Raw genomic sequence first — 22,560 nt, forward strand, 5'->3', positions numbered from 1 at the left:
CGCCGATGATAGTGGACGGACGTCTGTGAAAGTAGGTCATCGTCAAGCTTTTATTCCGCAGAACCCCACAGGTAACCCCTGTGGGGTTTTGTCTTTGTGGCGACCGAATGTATTGCGCTCGGGATCTCTCGCGCGATACCGCCAGCCGCAGTCCAATGAAAAACCCCTCGCAGGAATATCCTGCGAGGGGTTTTGTTTTACTGCCGGCAATCTGGGCGCTGAACGGCCTACTGCTGCGTGTATTGCTGGCGGTCTATGCCGTGGCGCTGCAGCTTGTCATAGAAGGTCTTGCGCGGAATGCCCAGGGACTCCAGGGTGGCCTTGATGTCGCCTTGGTGCGCCTGGAGCGCCTCGCGGATGAGCTGCGCTTCGAAGCGCTCCATCCGTTCCGGCAGGCTTGACGCGGCGTCTTGGGCCACGGCGGTTGGCGGGGCAGGGATATTCAACACGCCAAGCACGACCCGCTCGGCGAAATGCGCAAGTTCACGCACGTTGCCGGGCCAGTCGTGCGTCATGAGATGTTGTTTGATGGACGCCGGCATTTCCGGGATGTCGCGCTGGAAGCGGCGCGATGCGTGGCCGAGGTAGTGGGCGAACAGCAGCGGAATGTCCTCGCGGCGTTCACGCAGCGGCGGAATCCGGATGGTGACCACATTGAGGCGGTAGAACAGGTCTTCGCGAAACTTGGCGCGTATGGCTGGACTGCCCAGGTCTTCCTTGGTGGCGGCGACCACGCGCAGGTCCAGATTGCGCACTTCGTTGCTGCCCAGAGGAGTGATCTGGCGAGATTCGAGCACGCGCAGCAGCTTGACCTGCACCGCCAGCGGCATGCTCTCGATCTCGTCCAGGAATAGCGTACCGCCGCTGGCATGCTCGATCCGGCCGATACGCTTCTTTTGGGCGCCGGTGAAGGCGCCGGGCTCGTGGCCGAAGAGCTCGCTTTCGATGACGCTTTCAGGCAGGGCGCCGCAGTTGATCGCGACCAGCGCGCGGTGCCTGCGGCGGCTCAGGCGATGCAAGGCGGTGGCAACGACTTCCTTGCCGGTTCCGGTCTCGCCTTCGACCAGTACGTCCACGTCGGCATCCGCGATATGCCGCAGCGTTTGCTTGATGCGCTGCATGGCCGGCGTCGTGCCGATGAAAGGCACCTCGTCGGCCTGGACGGCGAACGCGGCTTCGCGCAGCCGGCGGTTTTCCAGCACGAGATGGCGCTTTTCCGCGGCGTGCATGATGGCGGTGATCAGCCTGTCGGCGGCATAGGGTTTGGCCAGGAAGTCATAGGCGCCGTCGCGCATGCATTGCACGGCCGTGGCGATGTCGCCATGGCCGGTGATCAGAATGACGGGGATGTCGGGGTCTATGTCCCGCAAGCGCTGGAAGAGTTGCAGGCCGTCCATGTCGGGCATGCGTATATCGCTGACGACCACGCCGTCGAAATCGCGCGTTAGTGTGGGCAGGGCAGAGCGTGCGCTGGCATGCGCGTCCACGGCGATGCCGTGCAGCTTCAGCGTCTGCGTATTGGCGCGCAGCAGTTCGTCGTCGTCGTCGATGAATACCGCACGCGGCAAAAACGGCTGGCGCTGGCTGTCGTCAATGGATGCCGGCGCGGCTGGCGGAAATTCAGGAGCGCGGTTCATGGTGTAGCTCGGTAGCGTGTTGCTGGCCAGACGCCTTGCGCAACGTCAGGATGAACATGGCTCCGCAGCCCGGGGCATGCGGAGCGGGAAAGACGGGATCGGCCGGGCCGGCGGCGATCAGGTCGCCACCGAATTCGGTGACGATGTCGCGGCAGATGACCAGCCCCAGTCCGAGTCCTTCGGCCTTGGTCGTATAGAAGGGAGTAAACAGGTGCGCCCGCGCCTCGGCCGACAGGCCGGGACCGTTGTCGCTGACGTAGACCTGCACGGTCGCGCCCAGGTCCTGCAGCGCCACGACGATGCGGCCGTCGGGCCGGCCTTCCAGCGCTTCCATCGCGTTTTGCAGCAGATTCACCAGCACCTGTTCCAGCCGTATGCGATTGGCCAGCACCCGGTAATTCTGACCCGCGGGCGGACGTTGCAGGACGATGCCCTGGCGCCGCGCGCGCGGCGCAACCAGCAACAGCGCGCCCTCCAGACAATCCTTCAGGTTCGCGGGACCGATGGACGTGTCGGCCTTGCGCGAAAAGGCGCGCAATTCTCCGGTGATGTGGCCGATCCGCTCCGTCAACGCGGCGATGGTACCCAGGTTTTCCTGCGCCGAGCCTTCATCTTGCCTGCGCAGGAACTCGGCGGCGTTGTCCGCATAGGCGCGTATGGCCGCGACAGGCTGGTTGATCTCGTGCGCCACGCCGGCTGCCACCTGTCCCAGCAGGGCGAGCTTGCTGGCCTGGACCAGTTCCTCTTGCATGGTGTGCAAACGGGCGGCGGTGCGTTGGCGCTCGTCCATCTCATCGACCAGTTGTTCGTTGACTTGCAGCAGCTGAGCCGTGCGTTCATCGACCAGGGAGGCCAGCTGTTCGTGGATGGCGGCCTGCTGCTCGGCGCGCTCACGGTCGCGGTGGCGGCGAAAGAGAACGATGCCGACCAAGGCGGCTAGCGCGCACTGCGCAAGCAGCGCGCCCAGCTGGGCGTTGGCGGTAGCCTGGTTGATGGCCGTCTGCACGGGCGACAACAGATGCAGTGTCCAACCTGGGGACTCGACAATGGGTAACGTCGTGTGCACCAGCGGCGCGCCTGCGGGGATCTGTGGCAGGGTTACGTCGGCGCGCACCAGCTGGCCGTGGCTGATGGCTTGTAGCTGCGGCCGCAAGGGTAGCGGGAAAAAGGGCGCGTCGCCGAATTGCAGGCTGCTGCGCAAGGCCCGGGCCAAGTCTGGGGTGAGCGGAGCCAGCACATCGAAACGCCAGTCGGAGATACTGCCCAATAGCACTACGCCATGCTCGTCCGTGACGAAAATGGGCGAAACCGATTGGCGCCAGTCGGCCTCCAGGTCCCGGAAATCCACTTTCAGCACGACCACGCCCAGCATGGCGCCGTTGACGTCATCCACGCGTCGCGACAAGTACAGCCCGGCTTCGTGGCTGATCGTGCCCAAAGCGAAGTGTTCGGCCGAGCCATGGGCTACCGATCCCTGGAAATAGGGCCGAAACTGGTAGTCCACGCCGACAAACGTGGCGGGTTCACGCCAGTTGCTGGCAGCGATCGCAAGGCCCTTCTTGTCCAGCACATAGATGGCGGATGCGCCGACGCCGCGGCTCAACGTATCGAGCTTGTCGTCCAGGGATTCGATCTGCACGTGCGAGCCTCCCTGCAGCGCCGCGCGCACGTCGACATCGCGCGTCAGGACAAAGGGCAGCGCCCTGAATTTGTCCAGGTTGTTGCGCAGCAATGCCGCGTTGAGCTGGGCTGCCACGCGTGCCTGCTCCCCGGCATTCTTCAGCGCGCCGTCGCGCGCCCAGAGCGTGGCGGCGTGCAGTACGCCATAGACGACCGCGACACCCAGCAGGATGGCGATGGCCTTCCAGGGCCAAGGCCAGACAGGCGTGTTCCGTGGGCGCCGCGGCTTTCTGGCCTGGTCCACGCCGGGTCGGGCATCGCGGGGAGAGGAGTGGGTCGACATGGGTTGTGCGGTTTTTCGCACATTCTATCTCTTTTTTGTGTGAAATTCCGCCAGTGAAAGTCGGGGCAGTGCGCTGAGAGAAGAAAAATTCCTTTTTTGATCAAGGGCTTGGAGCGCAAGAGGAAGGTCTGCCGATGTTGGCACGCCTCTTGCATTAGTAAAGCCAAGCCCGGCGGCGTTGCCTGCGGGGTGAAATCGGCTTGCGGCGATACGCGCTTGCCAGAAAACAGATAACGCCCCAACGCCCGCGCTGAACCGCCCGGAGCAAGGGGCCTTGGTGGGGACAATCCCAATGATCGACGTGGATCAAGTCGCGCCCGCGCGCAAGCTCAAGTTCTATCAAATCCTCTATGTGCAGGTGATTTTCGCCATCGTGGTGGGCGTGCTGCTGGGCGCATTCAAACCCGAGCTCGGCCAGCAGATGCAACCGCTGGGCGACGCCTTCATCAAGCTGGTGAAGATGATCATCGCGCCGGTGATCTTCCTGACCGTGGCCACCGGCATCGCGGCGATGAGCGACCTGAAGAAGGTCGGCCGCGTGGCGGGCAAGGCCATGCTGTACTTCCTGGTGTTCTCCACGCTTGCGTTGATCGTAGGCATGATCGTCAGCCATATCGTCCAGCCGGGCGCTGGCATGCACATCGACCCCAAGACGCTGGACGAGAAGGCGGTCTCGGGCTACGTGGCCAAGGCGCATGACTCGACCATCACGGGCTTCCTGATGAACGTGATCCCGACCACGATCTTCAGTCCGTTCGTGGGCGGCGACATTCTCCAGGTGCTGTTCGTGGCGGTGTTGTTCGGCATTTCGCTGGCCATGGTGGGTGAACGCGGCCAGCCGATACTGAACTTCATGACTGCCCTGGCACAGCCCGTCTTCAAGCTGGTCGCCATCCTGATGAAGGCCGCGCCCATCGGCGCGTTTGGCGCGATGGCCTTCACCATCGGCAAGTACGGCATCAAGTCCGTCATCAACCTGGCGATGCTGGTGGGTACGTTTTACGCAACCTCGGTGCTGTTCGTGGTCGTGGTGCTGGGCCTGGTGGCGCGCTACAACGGCTTTTCGATCCTGAAGCTGGTGCGCTACATCCGCGAAGAGCTGCTGCTGGTGCTGGGCACCAGTTCGTCCGAAGCCGCGTTGCCCACGCTGATGCAGAAGATGGAACGCGCTGGCTGCTCGAAGTCGGTGGTCGGGTTGGTCGTGCCCACCGGCTACTCGTTCAACCTGGATGGCACCAACATCTACATGACGATGGCGGCGCTGTTCATCGCGCAGGCTTGCGATATTCCGCTGTCGCTGGGCGACCAGATCCTGCTGCTGCTGGTGGCGATGCTGAGCTCCAAGGGCGCGGCGGGCGTGACCGGGGCAGGCTTCATCACCCTGGCCGCAACCCTGTCGGTGGTGCCTTCCGTTCCGGTCGCCGGCATGGCGCTGATCCTGGGCGTGGACCGCTTCATGTCGGAATGCCGCGCGCTGACCAACCTGGTCGGCAACGCGACTGCCGCCGTGGTCGTGGCGCGCTGGGAAGGGGAGCTGGATAAGGAGCAGCTGCATGCCGCGCTCGAGGGCGAGCTTCAGCCCGCGCCCGTGCCTGCCGCGGCTCCGGTTCAGGAAGCGCCGAGGGCTGGCGGCGTACCCATGGGCCAGCCGCTGCAGCATGGCTGAAACAGCGTAGATCCGCGGCTGCCTGCAGGCGGCCGCAACTATTGATGCAGCTGTAAACCGCGGCTAGAAGGACTGCCCGCCGGAAAAAAAATCCCCCGGACCTCGACGGTCTCGGGGGATTTTTTTCGACCGGAGGCCGCGGTTTTCAGGGCACCTGTATCCCTGCCGCGCGCAACAGGTTTGCAGTTTCGAACAAGGGCAGGCCCATCACGCCGGTATAGCTGCCGGCGATATGCGAAACGAACGTGCCCGCCAGGCCCTGGATGCCATAGGCGCCGGCCTTGCCGTAGGGTTCGCCGCTGTCGCAGTAGCGGCCGAGTTCCTCATCCGTCAGCGCGCGCATGCGGACCTCGGTGATGGACACGGCCTCCAGCAACTGGTTTCCAGTCCAGACGGCGACGGCGGTGTGCACTTCGTGGGCGGAGCCGGACAGCGCGCGCAGAATGCGCATGGCGTCGTCGCGGTCGGCCGGTTTGCCCAGTACTGCGCCCGCCAGGATGACCGTGGTGTCGGCGGCCAGCAGCGGCAGTTGCGGCAGGTCCTGGCTGAGCATCCAGTCGCGTCCGCGCAGGGCCTTGTCGCGCGCAGTGCGCTGGACATAGTCGGCGGCGCTTTCGCCGGGATGTTGGGGTTCGTCCTCGCCCGGCGGGGCGGGTACGAGCAGGACTTCGTGGGCCAGGCCGACCTGGGTCAGCAGCTCGCGCCGCCGGGGACTGGCGGAGGCAAGGTAGAGGCGCGCGGAGGTTGCGGTGTCGGTCATGCGTCAGCAGGATGGGCGCCGGCCCGGCCAGCGGTCAGGCGCGGTGGTAGGGATGATTGGTCATGATGGCCCAGGCCCGGTAGAGCTGTTCGGCCAGCACCACGCGCACCATGGGGTGCGGAAGCGTCAGCGACGACAGGCGCAATTGGCCGGAACAGGATGCCTTCAGGTCGGCATCCAGCCCGTCCGGGCCGCCGACGAGAAAAGCAACATCCTGACCGCCGGCGCGCCATTGTTCCAGCTTCTGCGACAACGCCATGGTGGTGAGGTCGCGTCCGCGTTCGTCCAGCGCCAGGCGCAAGACGCTGGCGGGCAGGGCGGCGTCGATCCGCTTGGCTTCCGCCGCCATCATCTGGGCGGGAGTCTTGCCGGTGGTGCGGGGTTCAGGCTTGATTTCGCGCAGTTCCAGCGCGCAGTCGGCCGGCAGGCGCTTGGCGTAGTCGTCCCAGGCGGTTTGCACCCAGTCCGGCATGCGCGTGCCCACGGCCACGACGATCAGCTTCACGGCGCGCTCAGTACTCGGCGTCGTGCGCGCCGTCGTTGGCGACCGGCGCGGGGCGGGTGGACTCGGGCAGGAGCTTCACGCGCACCGGCTTGCCGCCCCAGATCTCTTCCAGGTTGTAGTACTGGCGGATGGCGGGCTGCATGATGTGCACGACCACGTCGCCCAGGTCGACCACGACCCATTCGCCCGTGTCTTCGCCTTCGATGGTGATGCCGGAGAGATCGAGCGCACGGCCGCGATCCGCCACGCTGGAAGCGAGGGCGCGGGTCTGGCGGTTGGAGGTGGCGCTTGCAATCACGACGCGATCGAACAGGCTGGTCAGATGCGTGGTGTTGTAGACCTTGATGTCTTGCGCCTTGACGTCTTCGAGGGCGTCGATGACGGCGCGTTGGAGTTTTTGTATATCCATAGTCAGTAAATATAACCCGCGGGCGGACAGCGGATGCTGGCCCCGTGGCGCTTTCAGCGCACCGCGGGTGTAGGTTTATCGGTAAAGATGGTGCGCCGCAATATACGCGGCCACCGGAGCGGCAAGCAGGCCTTCGGTGGATTCGCCTTGCGCCAGGCGCTGGCGGATCTGCGAGGCCGAAACCGGCATGGGAGCAAAAGGCAGTTCCTGCAGTTCGCGTCCCTGACCGCGCAGGTGTTCGGCCAGCGCCGGCGGGGCGCTGAGCGCCGTGCCCGGGCGGGTGGCCACGGCCAGGTCCACCAGGGTGGCGATGTCCTGCCAGTCGCGCCAGGTGCAGAAATTCGCCAACTGGTCGGTGCCCAGCAGCCAGACGTAGCGCGCGTCCTGGGGCAGGGCGCGCAGCGTGTCGATGGTGTAGGTCGCGCCGCCGCGGTCGATTTCGATGGGATTGACCACCAGACCCGCATGGCCGGCGATGGCCAGTTGCAGCATGTCGCGGCGTTGTTCGGCCGTGGCGTGCAACGCTGCGCGTTGCCAGGGATTGGCCGCGGGGATGAGCTGCACCTCGGCCAGGCCCAACGTCTGCAAGGCATTCTGCGCCAGGGCGATGTGCGCGACGTGGACGGGGTCGAAACTGCCGCCCAGCAGGCCGATGCGCTTCAAACCCAGTCCCGCGGTTTGAGGTAGGCGGCCAATTCGGCCTCGGGCGTGCCTGCCTCGGGCTGCCAGTCGTAGCGCCACTGCGCCAGCGGCGGCATGGACAGCAGGATCGACTCGGTGCGTCCGCCGGACTGCAGGCCGAACAGCGTGCCGCGGTCGAAGACCAGGTTGAATTCCACATAGCGGCCGCGGCGGTAGGCCTGGAAATCGCGCTCGCGCTCGCCGTAGGCCTGGTCGCGGCGGCGTTCCACGATCGGCATGTAGGCCGGCAGGAAGGCGTCGCCCACCGATCGGGTCAGCGCGAACGAGGCGTCAAAGCCGGAAGCGTTCAGGTCGTCATAGAAGATGCCGCCCACGCCGCGCGTTTCATTGCGGTGTTTTAGGAAGAAGTACTCGTCGCACCAGCGCTTGTAGCGCGGGTAGTAGTCGGCGCCATGGCCGGCCAGGGCATCGCGGCAGGTGGCGTGGAAATGGCGGGCGTCTTCCTCGTAGGGATAGTAGGGCGTCAGGTCGATGCCGCCGCCGAACCAGAAGACGTCGGCCTCGTCGTGGCCGGGCCGGGCTGCCGCCAGGAACATGCGCACGTTCATGTGCGTGGTGGGCACGTAGGGATTGCGCGGGTGCAGCACCATGGACACGCCCATGGCTTCCCAGGACCGGCCGGCCAGTTCCGGGCGGTGCGCGCTGGCCGAGGGCGGCAGCTTGCTGCCCTGGACATGGCTGAACAGCACGCCGGCCCGTTCGAACAGCGAGCCGCCTTCCAGCAGGCGCGACAGCCCGCCGCCGCCCTCGGGGCGGACCCATTCGTCGGTACGGAAGGCCGCGCCCTCGGCGGCTTCCAGGGCGCCGACGATGCGGGCCTGCAAGCCGGTGAGGTAGTCCCGGACGGAAGAGACGGGCAAGGCGTTCATCGACGGTTCCGGCTAGGCGTTGGGCTTGGACTTCTGCTGCGAAGGCTTGAGCGCGCGCCAGCCGATGTCGCTGCGATACTGGCGGCCGTCGAAGTGGATGCCGTCGATCGCTTCGTAGACGCGGTCGCGGGCCATCTTGACGGAGTCGCCCAGCGCCGTGACGCACAGCACGCGGCCGCCGGTGGTCTTGACTTCGTCGCCGTCGAGCTTGGTGGCGGCGTGGAACACCATGCAGTCCTCGGCGTCGGCGGGCAGGCCGCGGATGACGTCGCCGGTGCGCGGCGTGTTGGGGTAGTTGTGCGCGGCCAGCACGGCGCCCAGGGCGGTGCGGCGGTCCCAGGTGATGTCGGCCTGGTCGAGCGTGCCGTCGACGGCATGCTCCAGGGCGTCCAGCAGGTCGCTCTTGACGCGCATCATGATGGGCTGGGTTTCAGGATCGCCCATGCGGCAGTTGAATTCCAGGGTCTTGATCTCGCGGTCGGGGTCGTCGCCCGGGGCGATCATCAGGCCGGCGTACAGGAAGCCCGTGTACGGGATGCCATCGCGCGTCATGCCCTGCACGGTCGGCAGGATGATTTCGCGCATGATGCGGTGGTGCAGTTCCGGGGTGACGATGGGCGCGGGCGAATACGCGCCCATGCCGCCGGTATTGGGACCCTGGTCGCCGTCCTGCAGGCGCTTGTGGTCCTGGCTGGTGGCCAGGGCCAGCACATTGCGGCCGTCGCACATGACGATGAAGCTGGCTTCTTCGCCCACCAGGCATTCCTCGATGACGACGCGCGCGCCGGCGGCGCCCATGGAGCCGTCGCCCAGCATGGCGTCCACGGCGGCATGCGCCTCTTCCAGCGTGGCGGCGACCACCACGCCCTTGCCGGCGGCCAGGCCATCGGCCTTGATCACGATGGGAGCGCCTTCCTGGTCGATGTAGGCGTGCGCCTTGGCCGGATCGGTGAAGGTTTCGTAGCGGGCGGTCGGGATGTTGTGCCGGACCATGAAGGCCTTGGCGTAGTCCTTCGAGCTTTCCAGCTGCGCTGCGGCCTTGGTGGGGCCGAAGATCTTCAGGCCGCGGGCGCGGAACACGTCGACGACGCCAGCGGCCAGGGGGGCTTCAGGGCCGACGACGGTCAGGGCGACGCCTTCGCGTTGCACGAAATCGGCCAATTCCTCGGCATTGGTGAACGGGACGTTCTCGATCTGTTCGGCGCGTTGCGTGCCGCCGTTGCCGGGAGCGACGTATACCTTGTGGACGCGCGGGGAGCGGGCCAGCCGCCAGGCGAGGGCGTGTTCTCGGCCGCCAGAGCCAATTACCAGGAGTTTCATGTTGCGAGGTTCTTTAGGTTGCCAGTCGAGCGCCGCAAGGCGCCAGCCCGTGGAGTAGGCCAGGATCCAGGCGGACCCGGATCCGGTGACAGCGTGGCGCCGGGCAGGCAAGGCCCGCCCGGCGCCGGGGTAATGGAGTTACTGCGCTTCGTCGAAAACGACGTTCGTATAGACTTCCTGCACGTCGTCCAGGCCTTCCAGGGCGTCGAGCAGTTTCTGCATCTTGATGGCGTCTTCCCCGGCGAGTTCGGTCTCGTTCAGGGCTTTCATGACGATGCCGTCCACTTCGGCCTTCAGGCCGGCGGCGTCGAAGGCGCCGCGCACGGCGGCGTAGTCAGCCGGGGCGCAGACCACTTCGATCACGCCTTCCTCGTCGGTCGTCACGTCTTCCGCGCCGGCTTCGAGGGCGGTTTCCATGACCTTGTCTTCCGAGGTTCCGGGGGCGAAGACGAATTGGCCGCAATGCTTGAACATGAAGGCGACAGAGCCTTCCTGGCCCAGGTTGCCGCCGTTCTTGGCGAAGGCGTGGCGCACTTCGGCGACGGTGCGGGTGCGGTTGTCTGTCATGCAGTCGACGATGACGGCTGCGCCGCCGATGCCATAGCCTTCGTAGCGGACTTCTTCGTAGGCCTCGCCGTCGGCGCCGCCCGCGCCGCGTTGGATGGCGCGCTGGATGTTGTCCTTGGGCATGTTGGCGTCGGTGGCCTTGTCCCAGGCCATGCGCAGGCGCGGGTTGCTGTCCGGGTCAGGGCCGCCGGCACGCGCCGCCACGGTGATTTCACGAATGATCTTGGTCCAGAGCTTTCCGCGCTTGGCGTCTTGGCGCCCTTTGCGGTGCTGAATATTGGCCCATTTGCTGTGTCCGGCCATGGCTTCCCAGGGTAATTTGTCTGCAAAAATGGCATTTTACCGTGCCAGCGCCCGGCGCGCCCGGGGGCGGACCGCATGTGTCCATATTGCCACGCGCACAAGCGGCGCGGCAGGCTCTACACTTGGGCATCCATCTGATTCCCTGGTCCGGAGAGCTGCACATGCCCAACCCCATCGTCATCGCCAAGAATGCACAGACCGAATTGGCGCTGCTACCCGCCTTGGCAAACCGCCACGGCTGCATTACGGGGGCCACGGGCACCGGCAAGACCGTCACCTTGCAGGTTTTGGCCGAATCCTTCTCCCGTATCGGCACGCCGGTGTTCATGGCCGACGTCAAGGGCGACCTGACCGGCATTTCCCAGGCCGGCGCCGCGACTCCCAAGCTGCTGGAACGCCTGAAGAACCTGGGCCTGAACGAACCGGCCTGGGCGGCCAGCCCCGTCACCCTGTGGGACGTGTTCGGCGAGCAGGGGTTGCCGGTGCGCGCCACGGTGTCGGACATGGGGCCGCTGCTGCTGTCCCGCATCCTGGAATTGAACGACACGCAGGAAGGCGTGCTGACGCTGGTCTTCAAGGTCGCCGACGACGAAGGCCAGTTGCTGCTGGACCTGAAGGATCTGCGCGCCATGCTGCAGAACGTCGCCGACCGCGCTTCGGAGCTGAAGACACGTTACGGGAATGTGTCTTCCGCCAGCATCGGCGCCATTCAGCGCGGCTTGCTGGCGCTGGAATCGCAGGGTGCGGAGAAATTCTTCGGCGAACCCATGCTCGACGTGGCCGACCTGATGCGCACGGATGCGCAGGGCCGCGGCATGGTCAACGTGCTGGCCGCGGACAAGCTGATGCAGGCGCCGCGCCTGTATGCAATTTTCCTGTTGTGGCTGCTGGCGGACCTGTACGAGAAGCTGCCCGAAGTCGGCGACATGGACCAGCCCAAGCTGGTGTTTTTCTTCGATGAGGCCCACCTGCTGTTCAACGATGCGCCCGCCGCTCTGCTGAACAAGATCGAGCAGGTGGTGCGCCTGGTCCGCTCCAAGGGCGTGGGCGTCTATTTCGTGACACAGAACCCGCTGGACATCCCCGACACCGTACTGGGCCAATTGGGCAATCGCGTCCAGCACGCCTTGCGGGCATTCACGCCGCGTGACCAGAAGGCCGTGAAGACGGCGGCCCAGACGATGCGTCCCAATCCGGGGCTGGACATCGAGGCCGCCATCACCGAGCTGGGCGTGGGCGAGGCGCTGGTTTCCTTGCTGGATCCCAAGGGGCGGCCAATGCCGACCGAACGCGCCTATATCGTGCCGCCGGCCAGCCGGATCGGCCCGGCGACCGACGCGGAGCGGCAGGCGTTGCGCCAGGGCAGTCCGCTGGCGTCGAAGTATGAGAAATCCATAGACCGCGAGTCCGCCTATGAAGTGCTGGCCGGGCGTGCGGCCAAGCCGGCGGACCAGGCCGGCGCGGCCGGGAACGGTTCCGCGCAGCCCGCAGGCAAGGGCGCTGCCGAGGAATCGGGTGGCGGCCTCATGGACAGCCTGAACGAGGTCTTGTTCGGGTCGACGGGGCCGCGCGGCGGCAAGCGCGACGGCGTGGTGCAGACCATGGCCAAGAGCACGGTCCGGTCGATCGCGCGTGAACTGACCCGAGGCATTTTGGGCTCCTTGCTGGGCTCGAAAGGCCGGCGTTGAAATCCTGATCCTGCGTGCCTGCCAGCAGTGGCTGGCGCGTCCGATTCGGGGCCGTATCGAGTAACATTTCCGTGCAATGATATGGAGGCTGCGCGTGGCCGCTCAGACCCGCGGCGCGCATAGTGCATCCAAGGAAAACAAAGGAAGACGTGGTGGCAAAGAAACACAAGATTGCGGTGATTCCTGGAGACGGCATCGGCAAGGAAGTCGTGCCTGAGGGCTTGAAGGTGCTGGACGCGGTCGCAACGCGATTCGGCATCGATTTTCAGTGGGACCATTTCGACTGGAGCTGCGACTACTACGCCAAGCACGGCAAGATGATGCCGGACGATTGGCAGGCGCAGATCGGCCAGCACGAAGCGATTTTCTTCGGCTCCATCGGCTGGCCCGCCACGGTGCCTGACCACGAAGCGCTGTGGGGCTCGCTGTTCAAGTTCCGCCGCGAGTTCGACCAGTACATCAACCTGCGCCCGGTGCGCCTGATGCCTGGCGTGCCCTCTCCGCTGAAGGACCGCCAGCCCGGCGAGATCGATTTCTTCATCGTGCGCGAGAACACCGAAGGTGAATACTCCAACAGCGGCGGCCGCCTGTTCGCGGGCACCGAACGCGAAGTGGTCATCCAGGAAAGCGTCTTCACGCGCATCGGCGCCGACCGCGTCCTCAAGTTCGCCTTCGAACTGGCGCAGAAGCGCGGCAAGCACCTGACCGCCGCCACCAAGTCCAATGGCATTTCCATTTCGATGCCCTGGTGGGACGAGCGCGTGGCCGAGATGGGCGAGAAGTACCCGGACGTGCGCTGGGACAAGTACCACATCGACATCCTGTGCGCGCATTTCGTGCAGCATCCCGACTGGTTCGACGTGGTGGTGGCTTCCAATTTGTTCGGCGACATCCTGTCCGACCTGGGACCGGCCTGCACGGGCACCATCGGCATCGCGCCTTCGGCCAACCTGAACCCGGAACGCAAGTTCCCGTCCCTGTTCGAACCGGTGCATGGTTCGGCGCCGGACATCTACGGCAAGGGCATCGCCAACCCGATCGGCCAGATCTGGAGCGGCGCGCTGATGCTGGACTTCCTTGGCTATCCGGACGCTTCGGCTGCGGTGGTCAAGGCCATCGAAACCGTCCTGGCGGAAGGTCCGCGTACCCGGGACATGAAGGGCACTGCCTCCACCGCCGACGTCGGCAGCGCGATTGCCGCACTGATCGCGGCGGGCTGAGGCAAGTCCTCGCCAGACCCTTCGGCTAGTCAATGGACGAATCTGGCTTTTCCTTCTCCGCTGCCCACGTGGGTAGCGGGCGGGCCGACCGTTTCGTGCGCAAGCTGTACCGCGTGCTTCGGTCGCGCACGCAGAGGCATAACCAGCACTTGTGGCCTTTCGTCCGGATCCGCAGGGATAGGTCAGGCGCCATCTGCGGCTTTCGCGCCTTTGGCCGACCGCAGCCAGTCACGCCGTTGGCTCAAGGGTACGATTCCGCCGACCAGGAAGTACATCTCATCCTGAGCGGCCCGTCGGTCACGCAGATACCTTACGACCGGCTCGACATCCGGGTCGCGATGGGCGTGAATGGCGCCATCATGCTGGCGCGCAAGTTCGACCTGCCGTTCAAGTATTACTGCATCATTGACCAGAACTTCGTGCGCGAGCGTATCGAGCTGGTTCGCGAGATCGTGTCGCGCGACCTGACGCTGTACGTCTTGCCCGAGGTTCTGCGCTACATCATGCAGGGGCTGCCGCAGGAGTCGATCCGCTGCCGCATCTGCGTCATTGAACTGATCTCCGCACGGGCCTACCAACGCATCTCCGCGCCAGCCGTGCTCCAGCGCATGGCGGCGGCCTCGCCCGACGTGCAGTTGCTGGACGCAAAACAGGCCATGGGCTTCAGCTTCAACGTGGCCTTGGGCGTGTTCGACGCCGATACAGTGGCCTATGCCGCCTTGCAGGTGCTGGTGTCCAGCGGCGCCCGCAAGGTCTACGCGCACGGGCTGGATCTGACGTTGCAAAATGGCGTGCGCTTTTATGATGAAGGGACCTCGCGCCAGTCGAGCAGGCTAGCGCGCAAGTTTTCGCAGTTGATTGAGCCGTCGTTCCGCTTCGCCGCCGCGCAATGGCGCGCTCGTGGCATCTCGGTGTTCAACCTGTCGCCCACCAGCGCCTTGCCGGCCGACGTCATCGAGCGCGCCGACTGGCAGGTCTTGCTGAAGGAATAGCGTTCTTGTGCCGCCAGGCCCTGGACGCAGATCGGTCCGGGGCCTGGCGCTGCGCCTCAGTGGGCGCCGGCCGCCGCTTCGGCCGCGCCGCCGCCGCCCGCCTTGGCCGACCGGGGACGAGCGAACCAGACCAGGCCGGTGAGTGCCAGGAAGATGATCGCGGAGGCGTAAAACACGTCTACCGCGGACATCGTGAAGGCTTGCGCATTGATCAGTCCGTCCACCATCGTCAGCGCTTGCTGATGCGTCACGCCCAGCCCGTTCTGCAGCGTCGCCATGGTCTGGTCGAACGCCTGCTGGCCGGGCTTGGCGACTTCGGTGAGCTGCGCGTGATGCATGGTCGCGCGGTTTTCCCACAGGGTGGTGGCGATGGACGTGCCGAACGCGCCCGCGGTCAGGCGCAGGAAGTTCGACAGACCCGAGGCCGCGGGAATGCGCCACGGCTCGATGCTGGACAGCGTGATCGACGTAAGCGGCACGAAGAACGTCGCCATGGCCGCGCCCTGGATGATGGTCGGCACCATCAGCGTGCGGACATCGGTCTGGGTGTTGAAGCCGGAACGCATGAAGCACACCAGCGCGAAGATCAGGAACGCCACCGTCGCGATCTGCCGCGGATCGCGCGTGGCCAGCATCTTGCCGACGATGGGCGTCAGCAGGATCGCCAGCAGGCCCACCGGCGCGGTCACCAGCCCCGCGTAGGTCGCGGTGTAGCCCATGTTGCTTTGCAGCCATAGCGGCAGCAGCACCACGTTGCCGAAGAAGACGCCGTAGGCCACCGCCAGCGTCAGCGCGCCGACCGTGAAATTGCGGATCTTGAACAGGCGCAGATCCACCACGGGGTGGGCGTCGGTCAGCTCCCAGATCAGGAAGAAGACGAAGGCGACGAACGCGGTGGCGGCCAGCGCGATGATGGTGCCGCTGGCGAACCAGTCCAGCTCCTTGCCCTTGTCCAGCATGATCTGGAGCGCGCCTACCCATACCACCAGCAGCGCCAGCCCGACCTTGTCGATCGGCAGCTTGCGCGTGACCGATTCGCGGTCGCCATAGATGCGCCAGCTGATCCAGGCGGCCAGCAGGCCCACCGGCACGTTGATGTAGAAGATCCACGGCCAGGTGTAGTTGTCGGAGATCCAGCCGCCCAGCAAGGGCCCGGCGACGGGCGCCACCAGCGTGGTCATGGACCAGACCGCCAGCGCCATGCCCGCCTTGGACTTGGGGAAACTCGCCAGCATCAGCGCTTGCGACAGCGGAATCATGGGCCCGGCGACCGCGCCTTGCAGCACGCGGAACGCGATCAGCGCTTCCAGCGAGGGCGCAAAGCCGCACAGCCATGACGCCAGCACGAACAGCAGGGTGGAGATCAGGAACAGCCGCACCTGTCCAAAGCGCTGCGTGAGCCAGCCCGTGAGCGGCACTGTGATCGCGTTGGCCACGGCGAACGACGTGATGACCCAGGTGCCCTGGCTGGTGCTGACGCCCAGATCGCCCGAGATGGTCGGGATGGACACGTTCGCGATGGACGTGTCCAGCACGTTCATGAACACCGCCGTGGACAGCGCGATGGACCCGATGATGCGGGTCGCGCCTTCCAGCGGCGGGTGGGCGCCGGGCGGGGGCGCCGGCGCGGCGGTGGGCTGCTTGGCTGCGCTCATGATGCGAGGTTGGCCTCGATGATCTTGCTGATCATGGCGTCGACTTCGTCATGGGCCGGCTCGAAGGCGCGCGTCGACCAGGCCGGCTCCTTGCGTTCGGCCTGCGTCAGCGGTTCGCCTTCCTGCTTGCCCACGTCCACTTCCACGTCCATCGACAGGCCCACGCGCAGCGGGTGCTTCTTCAGGTCCTCGGGGTCCAGCGCGATGCGCACCGGCACGCGTTGCACCACCTTGATCCAGTTGCCGGTGGCGTTCTGCGCGGGCAGCAGGGCGAAGGCGCTGCCGGTGCCGGCGTCCAGGCCGGCGATGGTGCCGTGGTAGGTGACCGAGCTGCCGTACAGGTCGGCCACCATCTTGGCCGGCTGGCCGATGCGCATCTTGCGCAGCTGGCCTTCCTTGAAATTGGCCTCGATCCACACCTGGTCCAGCGGCACCACCGTCATCAGGGCCGAACCGGGCGCGACGCGCTGGCCGACCTGCACGCTGCGCCGGGCCACCACGCCACCCACCGGAGCGGGCAGCACGGTGCGCGATTGCGCCAGCCAGGCGTTGCGCAGGCCGGCTGCGGCCTGCTGCACGTCGGGGTGGTCGGCGACCGTGGTGCCCTGGGTCAACGCCTGGTTGGTGGCCAGCTTGGCGCGGGAGGCTGCCAGCGCGGCGCGGGCTTGCGCCAGGCCCGACTGGGCGGACTTCAGCGCGGCTTCGGCGTGCAGGATCTCTTCGCCGCTGACGCCGCCGGACTTGGCCAGTTGCTGGCGGCGGTTGACGTCGCTTTGCGCGCGGGTCAGTTCGGCCTGGGCGCGCAGGATGTCGGCGTTGCGCAGGTCGACGTCGGCGGCCAGGGCGTCGTTCTGGACGTAGATGGTGCGCACCTGGCGCACCGTTTGCGCAAGTTTGGCCTGGGCCTGCTGCAAGGCCACGTCGGTGTCGGCCGGGTCCAGGCGCACCAGCGGCTGGCCGGCGGCCACGGTTTCCGTGTCGTCGGCCTCGATGGCCACGACCGTGCCGGGCACTTGCGGCGTGATCTGCACCAGGTTGCCATGCACGTAGGCGTCGTCGGTGCTCTCGAAATGAGCGCCGAAGAGCGCCCACCAGATGCCGTAAGCGATCGCGATGAGGATGAAGGCGCCGGTTGCCAGCAGCAGCAGGCGTTTGCGGGCGGGATTGGCGGCGGGAGTGGCTGCGGTCATGACGTCTGAGTCCGGGGAGCGTTCAATGGGTGGAGTTCGTGGCGGGGGCCGGCTCGGCCGCGGGGGCGTAGCCGCCGCCCAGCGCATTGGCGAGATTGGCGTCCAGCTGATAGGCGCGGATGCGCAGATCGGTGTCCAGTCGCGCCTGTGTCAGCACGCCGGTCTGCGCAATGAGCACGGAGATGTAGTTGCCCATGCCGGCCTTGTAGCGCTTGACCGCCAGGTCATAGGCGGCGTCGATGGCTTCGCGGGCCTGGCGCTGCTGGGCCTTTTCCTGGTCCAGCAGGCGCAGGCCGTCGAGCGCATCGGCCACCTGGTGCACGGCGTCCAGCACGGTCTGGTTGTAGTCCGACACCGCGAGGTCGGCGTCGGCGCGCCGGCCCGCCAGGTTGGCGTTCAATTCGCCGCCGTGGAAGATCGGCAGCGTGACCGCCGGGCCGAAGCCGGCCATACGGGCATCCGCGCCCAGCAGATTGCCGGTGCCCATGGCCTGGAAGCCGACGAACGCCGCCAGGTTCACATTGGGGTAGAACTCGGCCTTGGCGCTGTCGATGGCGTGGCGGGCGGCTTCGGCGCGCCATTTCGCAGCGGTGACGTCGGGGCGATGGCCCAGCAGGTCCAGCGGCACGTTGGCGGGCACGCCGCCGGCGGGAGCGGTCAGCGCCACCGGCTGCAAGGATTGCCCGCGTTGCGGACCGGCCCCGGCCAGTGCCGCGACCTGATTGCGCAGCTGCGCCAACGTGGTGTCGGTCTGGGTCAGTTCCACCTTGCCGGCGGCCAGCGACGATTCCGCCTGTTTGACTTCCACCTGGGTGTCCAGCCCGGCCGTGTAGCGGCCTTGGGTCAATGACAGCACCTCGGCGCGTTGGGCCAGCACGCGGTTGAGCACGTCACGCTGGGCAAAGGCGTTCTGCAGATTCAGGTAGGCGCGGACCAGGGCGCCGGCCAGCAAATTGCGCGCCGCCTGCGCATCGGCCGCGGCGGCGGCTTGCTGCGATACGGCCGCTTGCAGGCGCGACCGGTTCTTGCCCCAGAAGTCCAGCTCATAGCTGAAGTCCAGAGCCAGCCGGTTGTCGCTGACGACCGAGCCGCCCATGGGAGCGGGGTAGATGTAGTCCTTGGACAGGTGTTCGCGGGTCAGCGTGTAGTTGGCATCCACCCGGGGCAGCAGCGGGGCGCGTGCGATGCCGACGGCGGCATTGGCCTTGGCCAGGCGCGCTTGCGCCGCGCTCATCGAGGGGTTGTTGGCCAAGCCCTCGTCCAGCAAGGCATTGAGCTGCGGATCGCCGTAGCGCTGCCACCATTGGGTTTCGGGCCAGACGGTGTCCTGGCTGGTGAGCCCCAGCTTGGCGCCGTCCAGCGCGGCCACCGGCTCGGAGCCGGATTCCATCAATGCGCAACCGCTCAGGGCCAGCACCAATACGGTAGTGAGAAGGCGTTTCATCCTGACTGTTTGCTGAAAGTAATTGATTGATCTGTATTTGCCTAGGCAATCATTATGCCAAATAAAACCCCGAAAGCCGGGGTTCGCTGGCGGACCTTAGCGGTTTGGGGGGGCTGACGAGGCGGAGCCGTTGGCGATCATCCGGCGCAGCAGGTGCTTGAGCTGCGCGACTTCGTCGCTGGAAAACCCGCGCAGGTGGTAATTCAGTACCCGCGCGATATTGGGCGGGATCGCGCGCGCCTTGGCCTCGCCGATCTCGGTGAGTTCGATCTTGACGACCCGGCGGTCTGTCTGGCACCGGTTGCGGCGCAGCAGTCCCTTGGCTTCCAGCCGGTCCAACGCGCGGGTCATGGCGCCCGTGTCCATGCCTGTAAGCCTGGCGAGTTCAGCGGGCGTATCGGCGCGGCCCTGGAACACCAGCAGCACCGGACGCCATTGCATCGCGGTGAGTTCCAGCGGGGCCATTTCCTGGTCCAGCATCCGGTTCAGGGAATTGGAAACCAGTTTGATCAGGAAGCCGGCGTTTTCATCCATTACGCAGCTGGCGTCTGCGCGGTAATGGACGGGGCCGTCGGACGGAGAAGAGGGAGGCGCAGCAGTCATATGCGCCGAATTTTACTGCCTAGTCAGTTATTGTCAAGGCTGCGTTTTCGCCGCGATGTCCGGCTGTGCGGCGGGCGCCTGCTTGCGCAGGCCCGACCAGACGATGGCGGCCACGATCAGGGCGGCGCCCGCCATCATGCGCGGCGTGGGCTCCTGGCTGAACAGCGCCCACGCGAAGGCGATGGCGTAGACCGGCTCCAGCGCGATGACCAATCCGGCGCTGCGCGCGTTCAGCCGCGTCAGGCTGGACACGAACAGATAGTGCGACAAGCCGGTGCAGAAAATGCCCAGCAGCGCCAGCCAGAACCAGTCCAGCGCAGGCAGCGCAGGCAACTGGGATACGGCGAAGGGCAGCATTACCAACGCCACGATCAGGTTCTGCCAGCAGGCCACCTGCATCGGGTCCATACCCGAGGCCGAACGGCGGTTGCTCAGCGCCAGCAGCGCGAAGCTCAGGCCCGACAACAGGCCCCAGGCCAGGCCGATGGTGCCCTGGTCGGCCAGGTCGAACGCGGGCGTGACCAGCACCAGGCCTGCAGTCACCAGGCCCAGCAGCAGCCATTCGGTCGGACGGATGCGTTCCCGGAAGAGCAGGCCCTCGAACAAGGTGATGAAAGCGGGGAAGCTGGCGAAACCCAGCGTGGCGATGGCGATGCCGCCGACTTTCACGGCGATGAAGAAAGTGACCCAGTGGCCCGCCAGCAGGGCGCCGGACACCACCAGCACGAACAGCTGCGCCGGCGTCAGGGCGCCCAGGAGCGGCTTGCGGCGCATGCGGGCGAACAGCCCCAGCGCGAGCACCGCGAAGACGGCCCGGCCCAGCGTGATCACGGCGGCGCTGGCCTGGATCAATTCGCCGAACACGCCGGTCAGGCCGAAAAGCACGGCGGCAACGTGGATGTAGGTGAGGGCGCGGTGTCGGGTCATGCGTGAGGCAGGCGTATGGCGAAGAAAGCGTGGGTAAAGGCGTGCGGTGTTTTTGCACTGAACATAAAATCATCGCATGAATCGCCTTGCCAAGCTTTCGCCGTCCTTCCGCCTTTCCAACCGCACTGCCGGCTTTTTCCTGGCGACCCTGGGCGCAGTCCTGTTCTCGGCCAAGGCCATCGTGGTGAAGTTCACTTACCGCTACGGCATCGACGCGGTCACCCTCATTGCCTTCCGCATGCTGTTCGCCATGCCGTTCTTCGCTGCGGTGGCCTGGCATCAGTCGCGCCGCGCGGCGCGCGGCGAAATCCCCGTGATGACCTGGAAGGAGCGCGCGCAGGTCTGCGTGCTGGGCCTGCTGGGCTATTACCTGTCCAGCTTCCTGGACTTTCTGGGGCTGCGCTACATCACCGCCAGCCTGGAGCGCCTGATCCTGTTCCTGTCGCCTTCGCTGGTGGTGTTGCTGTCGGCGTTCTGGTTCAAGCGCGCGGTGGAGCGCCGCCAGTGGATGGCCATGGCGCTGTCCTATGCCGGGGTGGTGCTGGTGTTCGCCCACGACCTGTCCTTCGGCGGCGGCGAGGTGCTGTTAGGGTCTTTGTTCGTTTTCGGGTCGGCCGCAAGCTATTCTGTGTACCTGATCTGTTCGGGGGAACTGGTCAAGCGCTTGGGGGCGACGCGCCTGGTGGCGTATGCCATGCTGGTGTCCTGCGTGGCCTGCATCATCCAGTTCTTTGCCGTGCATCCCCCGTCCATGCTGATCCAGCCTGCCGGGGTCTACGGGTATTCGGTGATCCACGCCACGCTGAATACCGTGGTGCCGGTGTTCATGCTGATGTGGGCGGTGGCGCTGATCGGCGCGCCCACCGCGTCGCTGCTGGGCATGATCGGGCCGGTGTCGGTGCTGTTTCTGGCGTCGTGGTTTCTGCAAGAGCCCATCACTGTGTGGCAGATGGCGGGGACCGCGTTGGTGCTGGCAGGGGTATTCGTGCTGATGGGGGGCGGGGCCGGCAGGCTGGCGTCCGCCAGGCAGGACGGGACCCGGCCATCGCGTTGAATCTGGTTTTTCTCGTTCAGGGGCCGCAGACAGGCTCTCGTTAGCATTTTTTCCAATGAAAGGAGGCCAGCATGGCCAGCAATCTCGTCAAGGCAATTCGTATCGAGCAGCACGGTGGTCCTGAAGTCCTGAAGCTGGTCGAGGTGGAAGTGCCTCCGCCCGCCGCCAATGAAGTCACGATCGAGCAGCACGCCGCCGGCCTGAACTTCATCGATATCTATTACCGCACGGGCTTGTATCCCCACGCGTTGCCGCACGGCCTGGGCTTCGAGGGCGCGGGTGTCGTGACCGCGGTCGGCGCCGACGTCACGCATCTGAAAAAGGGCGACCGCGTCGCCTACGGCCAGAGCCCCATCGGCGCCTACGCCAAGGCGCGCAACGTTCCGGCCGCGCAGGTCGTCAAGGTGCCCAAGGGCATCGGCTTTGACGAAGCCGCGGCTTTGATGCTCAAGGGCCTGACGGTGCAATACCTGTTCCGCCAGACCTACCGTCTGCAAGGCGGCGAGACCATCCTGTTCCACGCGGCCGCAGGCGGCGTGGGCCTGATCGCGTGCCAATGGGCCAAGGCCCTGGGCGTGAAGCTGATCGGCACCGTCTCCAGCCCCGAGAAGGCCGAACTGGCCCGCGCCAATGGCGCCTGGGAAACCATCGACTACTCGCGCGAGAACGTGGCCGAGCGCGTGCTCGAGCTGACCGGCGGCAAGAAGGTGCCGGTGGTGTATGACGGCGTGGGCAAGGACACCTGGGAAACCTCGCTGGACTGCATCGAGCCGCGCGGCTTGATGGTGAGCTTCGGCAACGCGTCCGGCCCCGTGTCTGGCGTCAACCTGGCGACGCTGAACCAGAAGGGCTGCCTGTACGTGACGCGCCCGTCGCTGGGCCTGCACGTGAACACGCTGGCCAAGCTGCAAGCCGCCTCCGAGGAGCTGTTCGACCTGGTCCTGAAGAAGAAGATCAAGGTCCGCATCGACCAGCGCTACACGCTGGAGCAGGCCGGCGAGGCCCAGACTGCGCTGGCCGCGCGCAAGACCACCGGCGCCACGGTGCTGATGCTGGATTGATTCGACGTCAGCGATGCGCGGGGCC

General features: G+C 66.0%; 20 protein-coding genes. 6 read left to right on the forward strand and 14 right to left on the reverse strand.

Annotation, left to right across the window (positions count from 1 at the left end):
- Window positions 1-227: 227 nt before the first annotated feature.
- Window positions 228-1,637, reverse strand: a complete 1,410-nt coding sequence (locus IB268_RS29815; RefSeq protein WP_175164210.1) for a sigma-54 dependent transcriptional regulator — start codon at window positions 1,635-1,637, stop codon at window positions 228-230.
- Window positions 1,621-3,600 (reverse strand): ATP-binding protein, encoded by a 1,980-nt coding sequence (locus IB268_RS29820; RefSeq protein ID WP_192355248.1) that lies wholly within the window; start codon window positions 3,598-3,600, stop codon window positions 1,621-1,623. The genes IB268_RS29815 and IB268_RS29820 overlap by 17 nt, the downstream gene beginning before the upstream one ends.
- A gap of 292 nt (window positions 3,601-3,892) precedes the next feature.
- Between IB268_RS29820 and IB268_RS29825 the strand changes: the two genes are divergently transcribed.
- Window positions 3,893-5,266: a dicarboxylate/amino acid:cation symporter gene (locus tag IB268_RS29825; protein ID WP_175164214.1), complete on the forward strand. Its 1,374-nt coding sequence runs from the start codon at window positions 3,893-3,895 to the stop codon at window positions 5,264-5,266.
- A 145-nt stretch (window positions 5,267-5,411) separates the two neighbouring features.
- On the opposite strand, the gene IB268_RS29830 is transcribed toward IB268_RS29825, so the two are convergent.
- The 7 genes from IB268_RS29830 to IB268_RS29860 all read right to left on the reverse strand — a co-directional run bounded on the left by IB268_RS29830 (window position 5,412) and on the right by IB268_RS29860 (window position 10,701).
- The gene (locus tag IB268_RS29830; RefSeq protein WP_054458764.1) at window positions 5,412-6,026 is read right to left on the reverse strand and encodes a nucleoside triphosphate pyrophosphatase; all 615 of its coding nucleotides are present in this window, start codon (window positions 6,024-6,026) and stop codon (window positions 5,412-5,414) included.
- 34 nt (window positions 6,027-6,060) lie between these two features.
- Window positions 6,061-6,531 carry a 23S rRNA (pseudouridine(1915)-N(3))-methyltransferase RlmH gene (gene rlmH / locus IB268_RS29835; protein WP_175164216.1) on the reverse strand — a complete coding sequence of 157 codons (471 nt, stop codon included), beginning with the start codon at window positions 6,529-6,531 and terminating at the stop codon, window positions 6,061-6,063.
- 7 nt (window positions 6,532-6,538) lie between these two features.
- Window positions 6,539-6,940: a ribosome silencing factor gene (rsfS, locus tag IB268_RS29840; protein ID WP_013392761.1), complete on the reverse strand. Its 402-nt coding sequence runs from the start codon at window positions 6,938-6,940 to the stop codon at window positions 6,539-6,541.
- 75 nt (window positions 6,941-7,015) lie between these two features.
- Complete coding sequence (gene nadD / locus IB268_RS29845) at window positions 7,016-7,603, reverse strand: nicotinate (nicotinamide) nucleotide adenylyltransferase (protein WP_192355249.1); 588 nt, start codon at window positions 7,601-7,603, stop codon at window positions 7,016-7,018.
- Complete coding sequence (gene hemF / locus IB268_RS29850) at window positions 7,600-8,511, reverse strand: oxygen-dependent coproporphyrinogen oxidase (RefSeq protein ID WP_192355250.1); 912 nt, start codon at window positions 8,509-8,511, stop codon at window positions 7,600-7,602. The genes nadD and hemF overlap by 4 nt, the downstream gene beginning before the upstream one ends.
- A 12-nt stretch (window positions 8,512-8,523) precedes the next feature.
- Window positions 8,524-9,831 (reverse strand): phosphoribosylamine--glycine ligase, encoded by a 1,308-nt coding sequence (gene purD, locus IB268_RS29855; protein WP_054458757.1) that lies wholly within the window; start codon window positions 9,829-9,831, stop codon window positions 8,524-8,526.
- A gap of 138 nt (window positions 9,832-9,969) precedes the next feature.
- On the reverse strand, window positions 9,970-10,701 hold the full coding sequence (locus tag IB268_RS29860) for a YebC/PmpR family DNA-binding transcriptional regulator (RefSeq protein WP_054458755.1): 732 nt from the start codon (window positions 10,699-10,701) through the stop codon (window positions 9,970-9,972).
- Window positions 10,702-10,862: 161 nt separating this feature from the next.
- On the opposite strand from IB268_RS29860, the gene IB268_RS29865 reads away from it, so the two are divergent.
- From IB268_RS29865 to IB268_RS29875, 3 genes are all read left to right on the forward strand, one after another.
- The gene (locus tag IB268_RS29865; RefSeq protein WP_054458783.1) at window positions 10,863-12,389 is read left to right on the forward strand and encodes a helicase HerA-like C-terminal domain-containing protein; all 1,527 of its coding nucleotides are present in this window, start codon (window positions 10,863-10,865) and stop codon (window positions 12,387-12,389) included.
- 152 nt (window positions 12,390-12,541) lie between these two features.
- On the forward strand, window positions 12,542-13,609 hold the full coding sequence (locus IB268_RS29870; protein ID WP_054458781.1) for a tartrate dehydrogenase: 1,068 nt from the start codon (window positions 12,542-12,544) through the stop codon (window positions 13,607-13,609).
- A 32-nt stretch (window positions 13,610-13,641) separates the two neighbouring features.
- Window positions 13,642-14,601, forward strand: coding sequence for a hypothetical protein (locus IB268_RS29875; RefSeq protein ID WP_192355251.1), 960 nt, complete (start codon window positions 13,642-13,644; stop codon window positions 14,599-14,601).
- A 56-nt stretch (window positions 14,602-14,657) separates the two neighbouring features.
- Here the strand turns inward: IB268_RS29875 and IB268_RS29880 are convergent, their stop codons facing one another.
- From IB268_RS29880 to IB268_RS29900, 5 genes are all read right to left on the reverse strand, one after another.
- Window positions 14,658-16,256 (reverse strand): DHA2 family efflux MFS transporter permease subunit, encoded by a 1,599-nt coding sequence (locus IB268_RS29880; RefSeq protein ID WP_192355252.1) that lies wholly within the window; start codon window positions 16,254-16,256, stop codon window positions 14,658-14,660.
- Window positions 16,253-17,446, reverse strand: coding sequence for an efflux RND transporter periplasmic adaptor subunit (locus tag IB268_RS29885; RefSeq protein WP_119451017.1), 1,194 nt, complete (start codon window positions 17,444-17,446; stop codon window positions 16,253-16,255). The genes IB268_RS29880 and IB268_RS29885 overlap by 4 nt, the downstream gene beginning before the upstream one ends.
- Window positions 17,447-17,468: 22 nt before the next feature.
- The gene (locus IB268_RS29890; RefSeq protein WP_054458748.1) at window positions 17,469-18,890 is read right to left on the reverse strand and encodes an efflux transporter outer membrane subunit; all 1,422 of its coding nucleotides are present in this window, start codon (window positions 18,888-18,890) and stop codon (window positions 17,469-17,471) included.
- 96 nt (window positions 18,891-18,986) lie between these two features.
- Window positions 18,987-19,493, reverse strand: a complete 507-nt coding sequence (locus IB268_RS29895; RefSeq protein ID WP_192355253.1) for a MarR family winged helix-turn-helix transcriptional regulator — start codon at window positions 19,491-19,493, stop codon at window positions 18,987-18,989.
- Between the two features lie 33 nt (window positions 19,494-19,526).
- Window positions 19,527-20,420: a DMT family transporter gene (locus IB268_RS29900; protein WP_054458744.1), complete on the reverse strand. Its 894-nt coding sequence runs from the start codon at window positions 20,418-20,420 to the stop codon at window positions 19,527-19,529.
- Window positions 20,421-20,496: 76 nt separating this feature from the next.
- On the opposite strand from IB268_RS29900, the gene IB268_RS29905 reads away from it, so the two are divergent.
- Entirely contained in the window at window positions 20,497-21,474 is a 978-nt protein-coding gene (locus IB268_RS29905) for a DMT family transporter (RefSeq protein WP_175164228.1), read from the forward strand.
- A 71-nt stretch (window positions 21,475-21,545) separates the two neighbouring features.
- Window positions 21,546-22,535, forward strand: coding sequence for a quinone oxidoreductase (locus IB268_RS29910; protein WP_054458742.1), 990 nt, complete (start codon window positions 21,546-21,548; stop codon window positions 22,533-22,535).
- Window positions 22,536-22,560: the final 25 nt, after the last annotated feature.

It is taken from the genome of Achromobacter sp. ACM01, assembly GCF_014851745.1.
Lineage (GTDB): Bacteria > Pseudomonadota > Gammaproteobacteria > Burkholderiales > Burkholderiaceae_B > Achromobacter > Achromobacter aegrifaciens.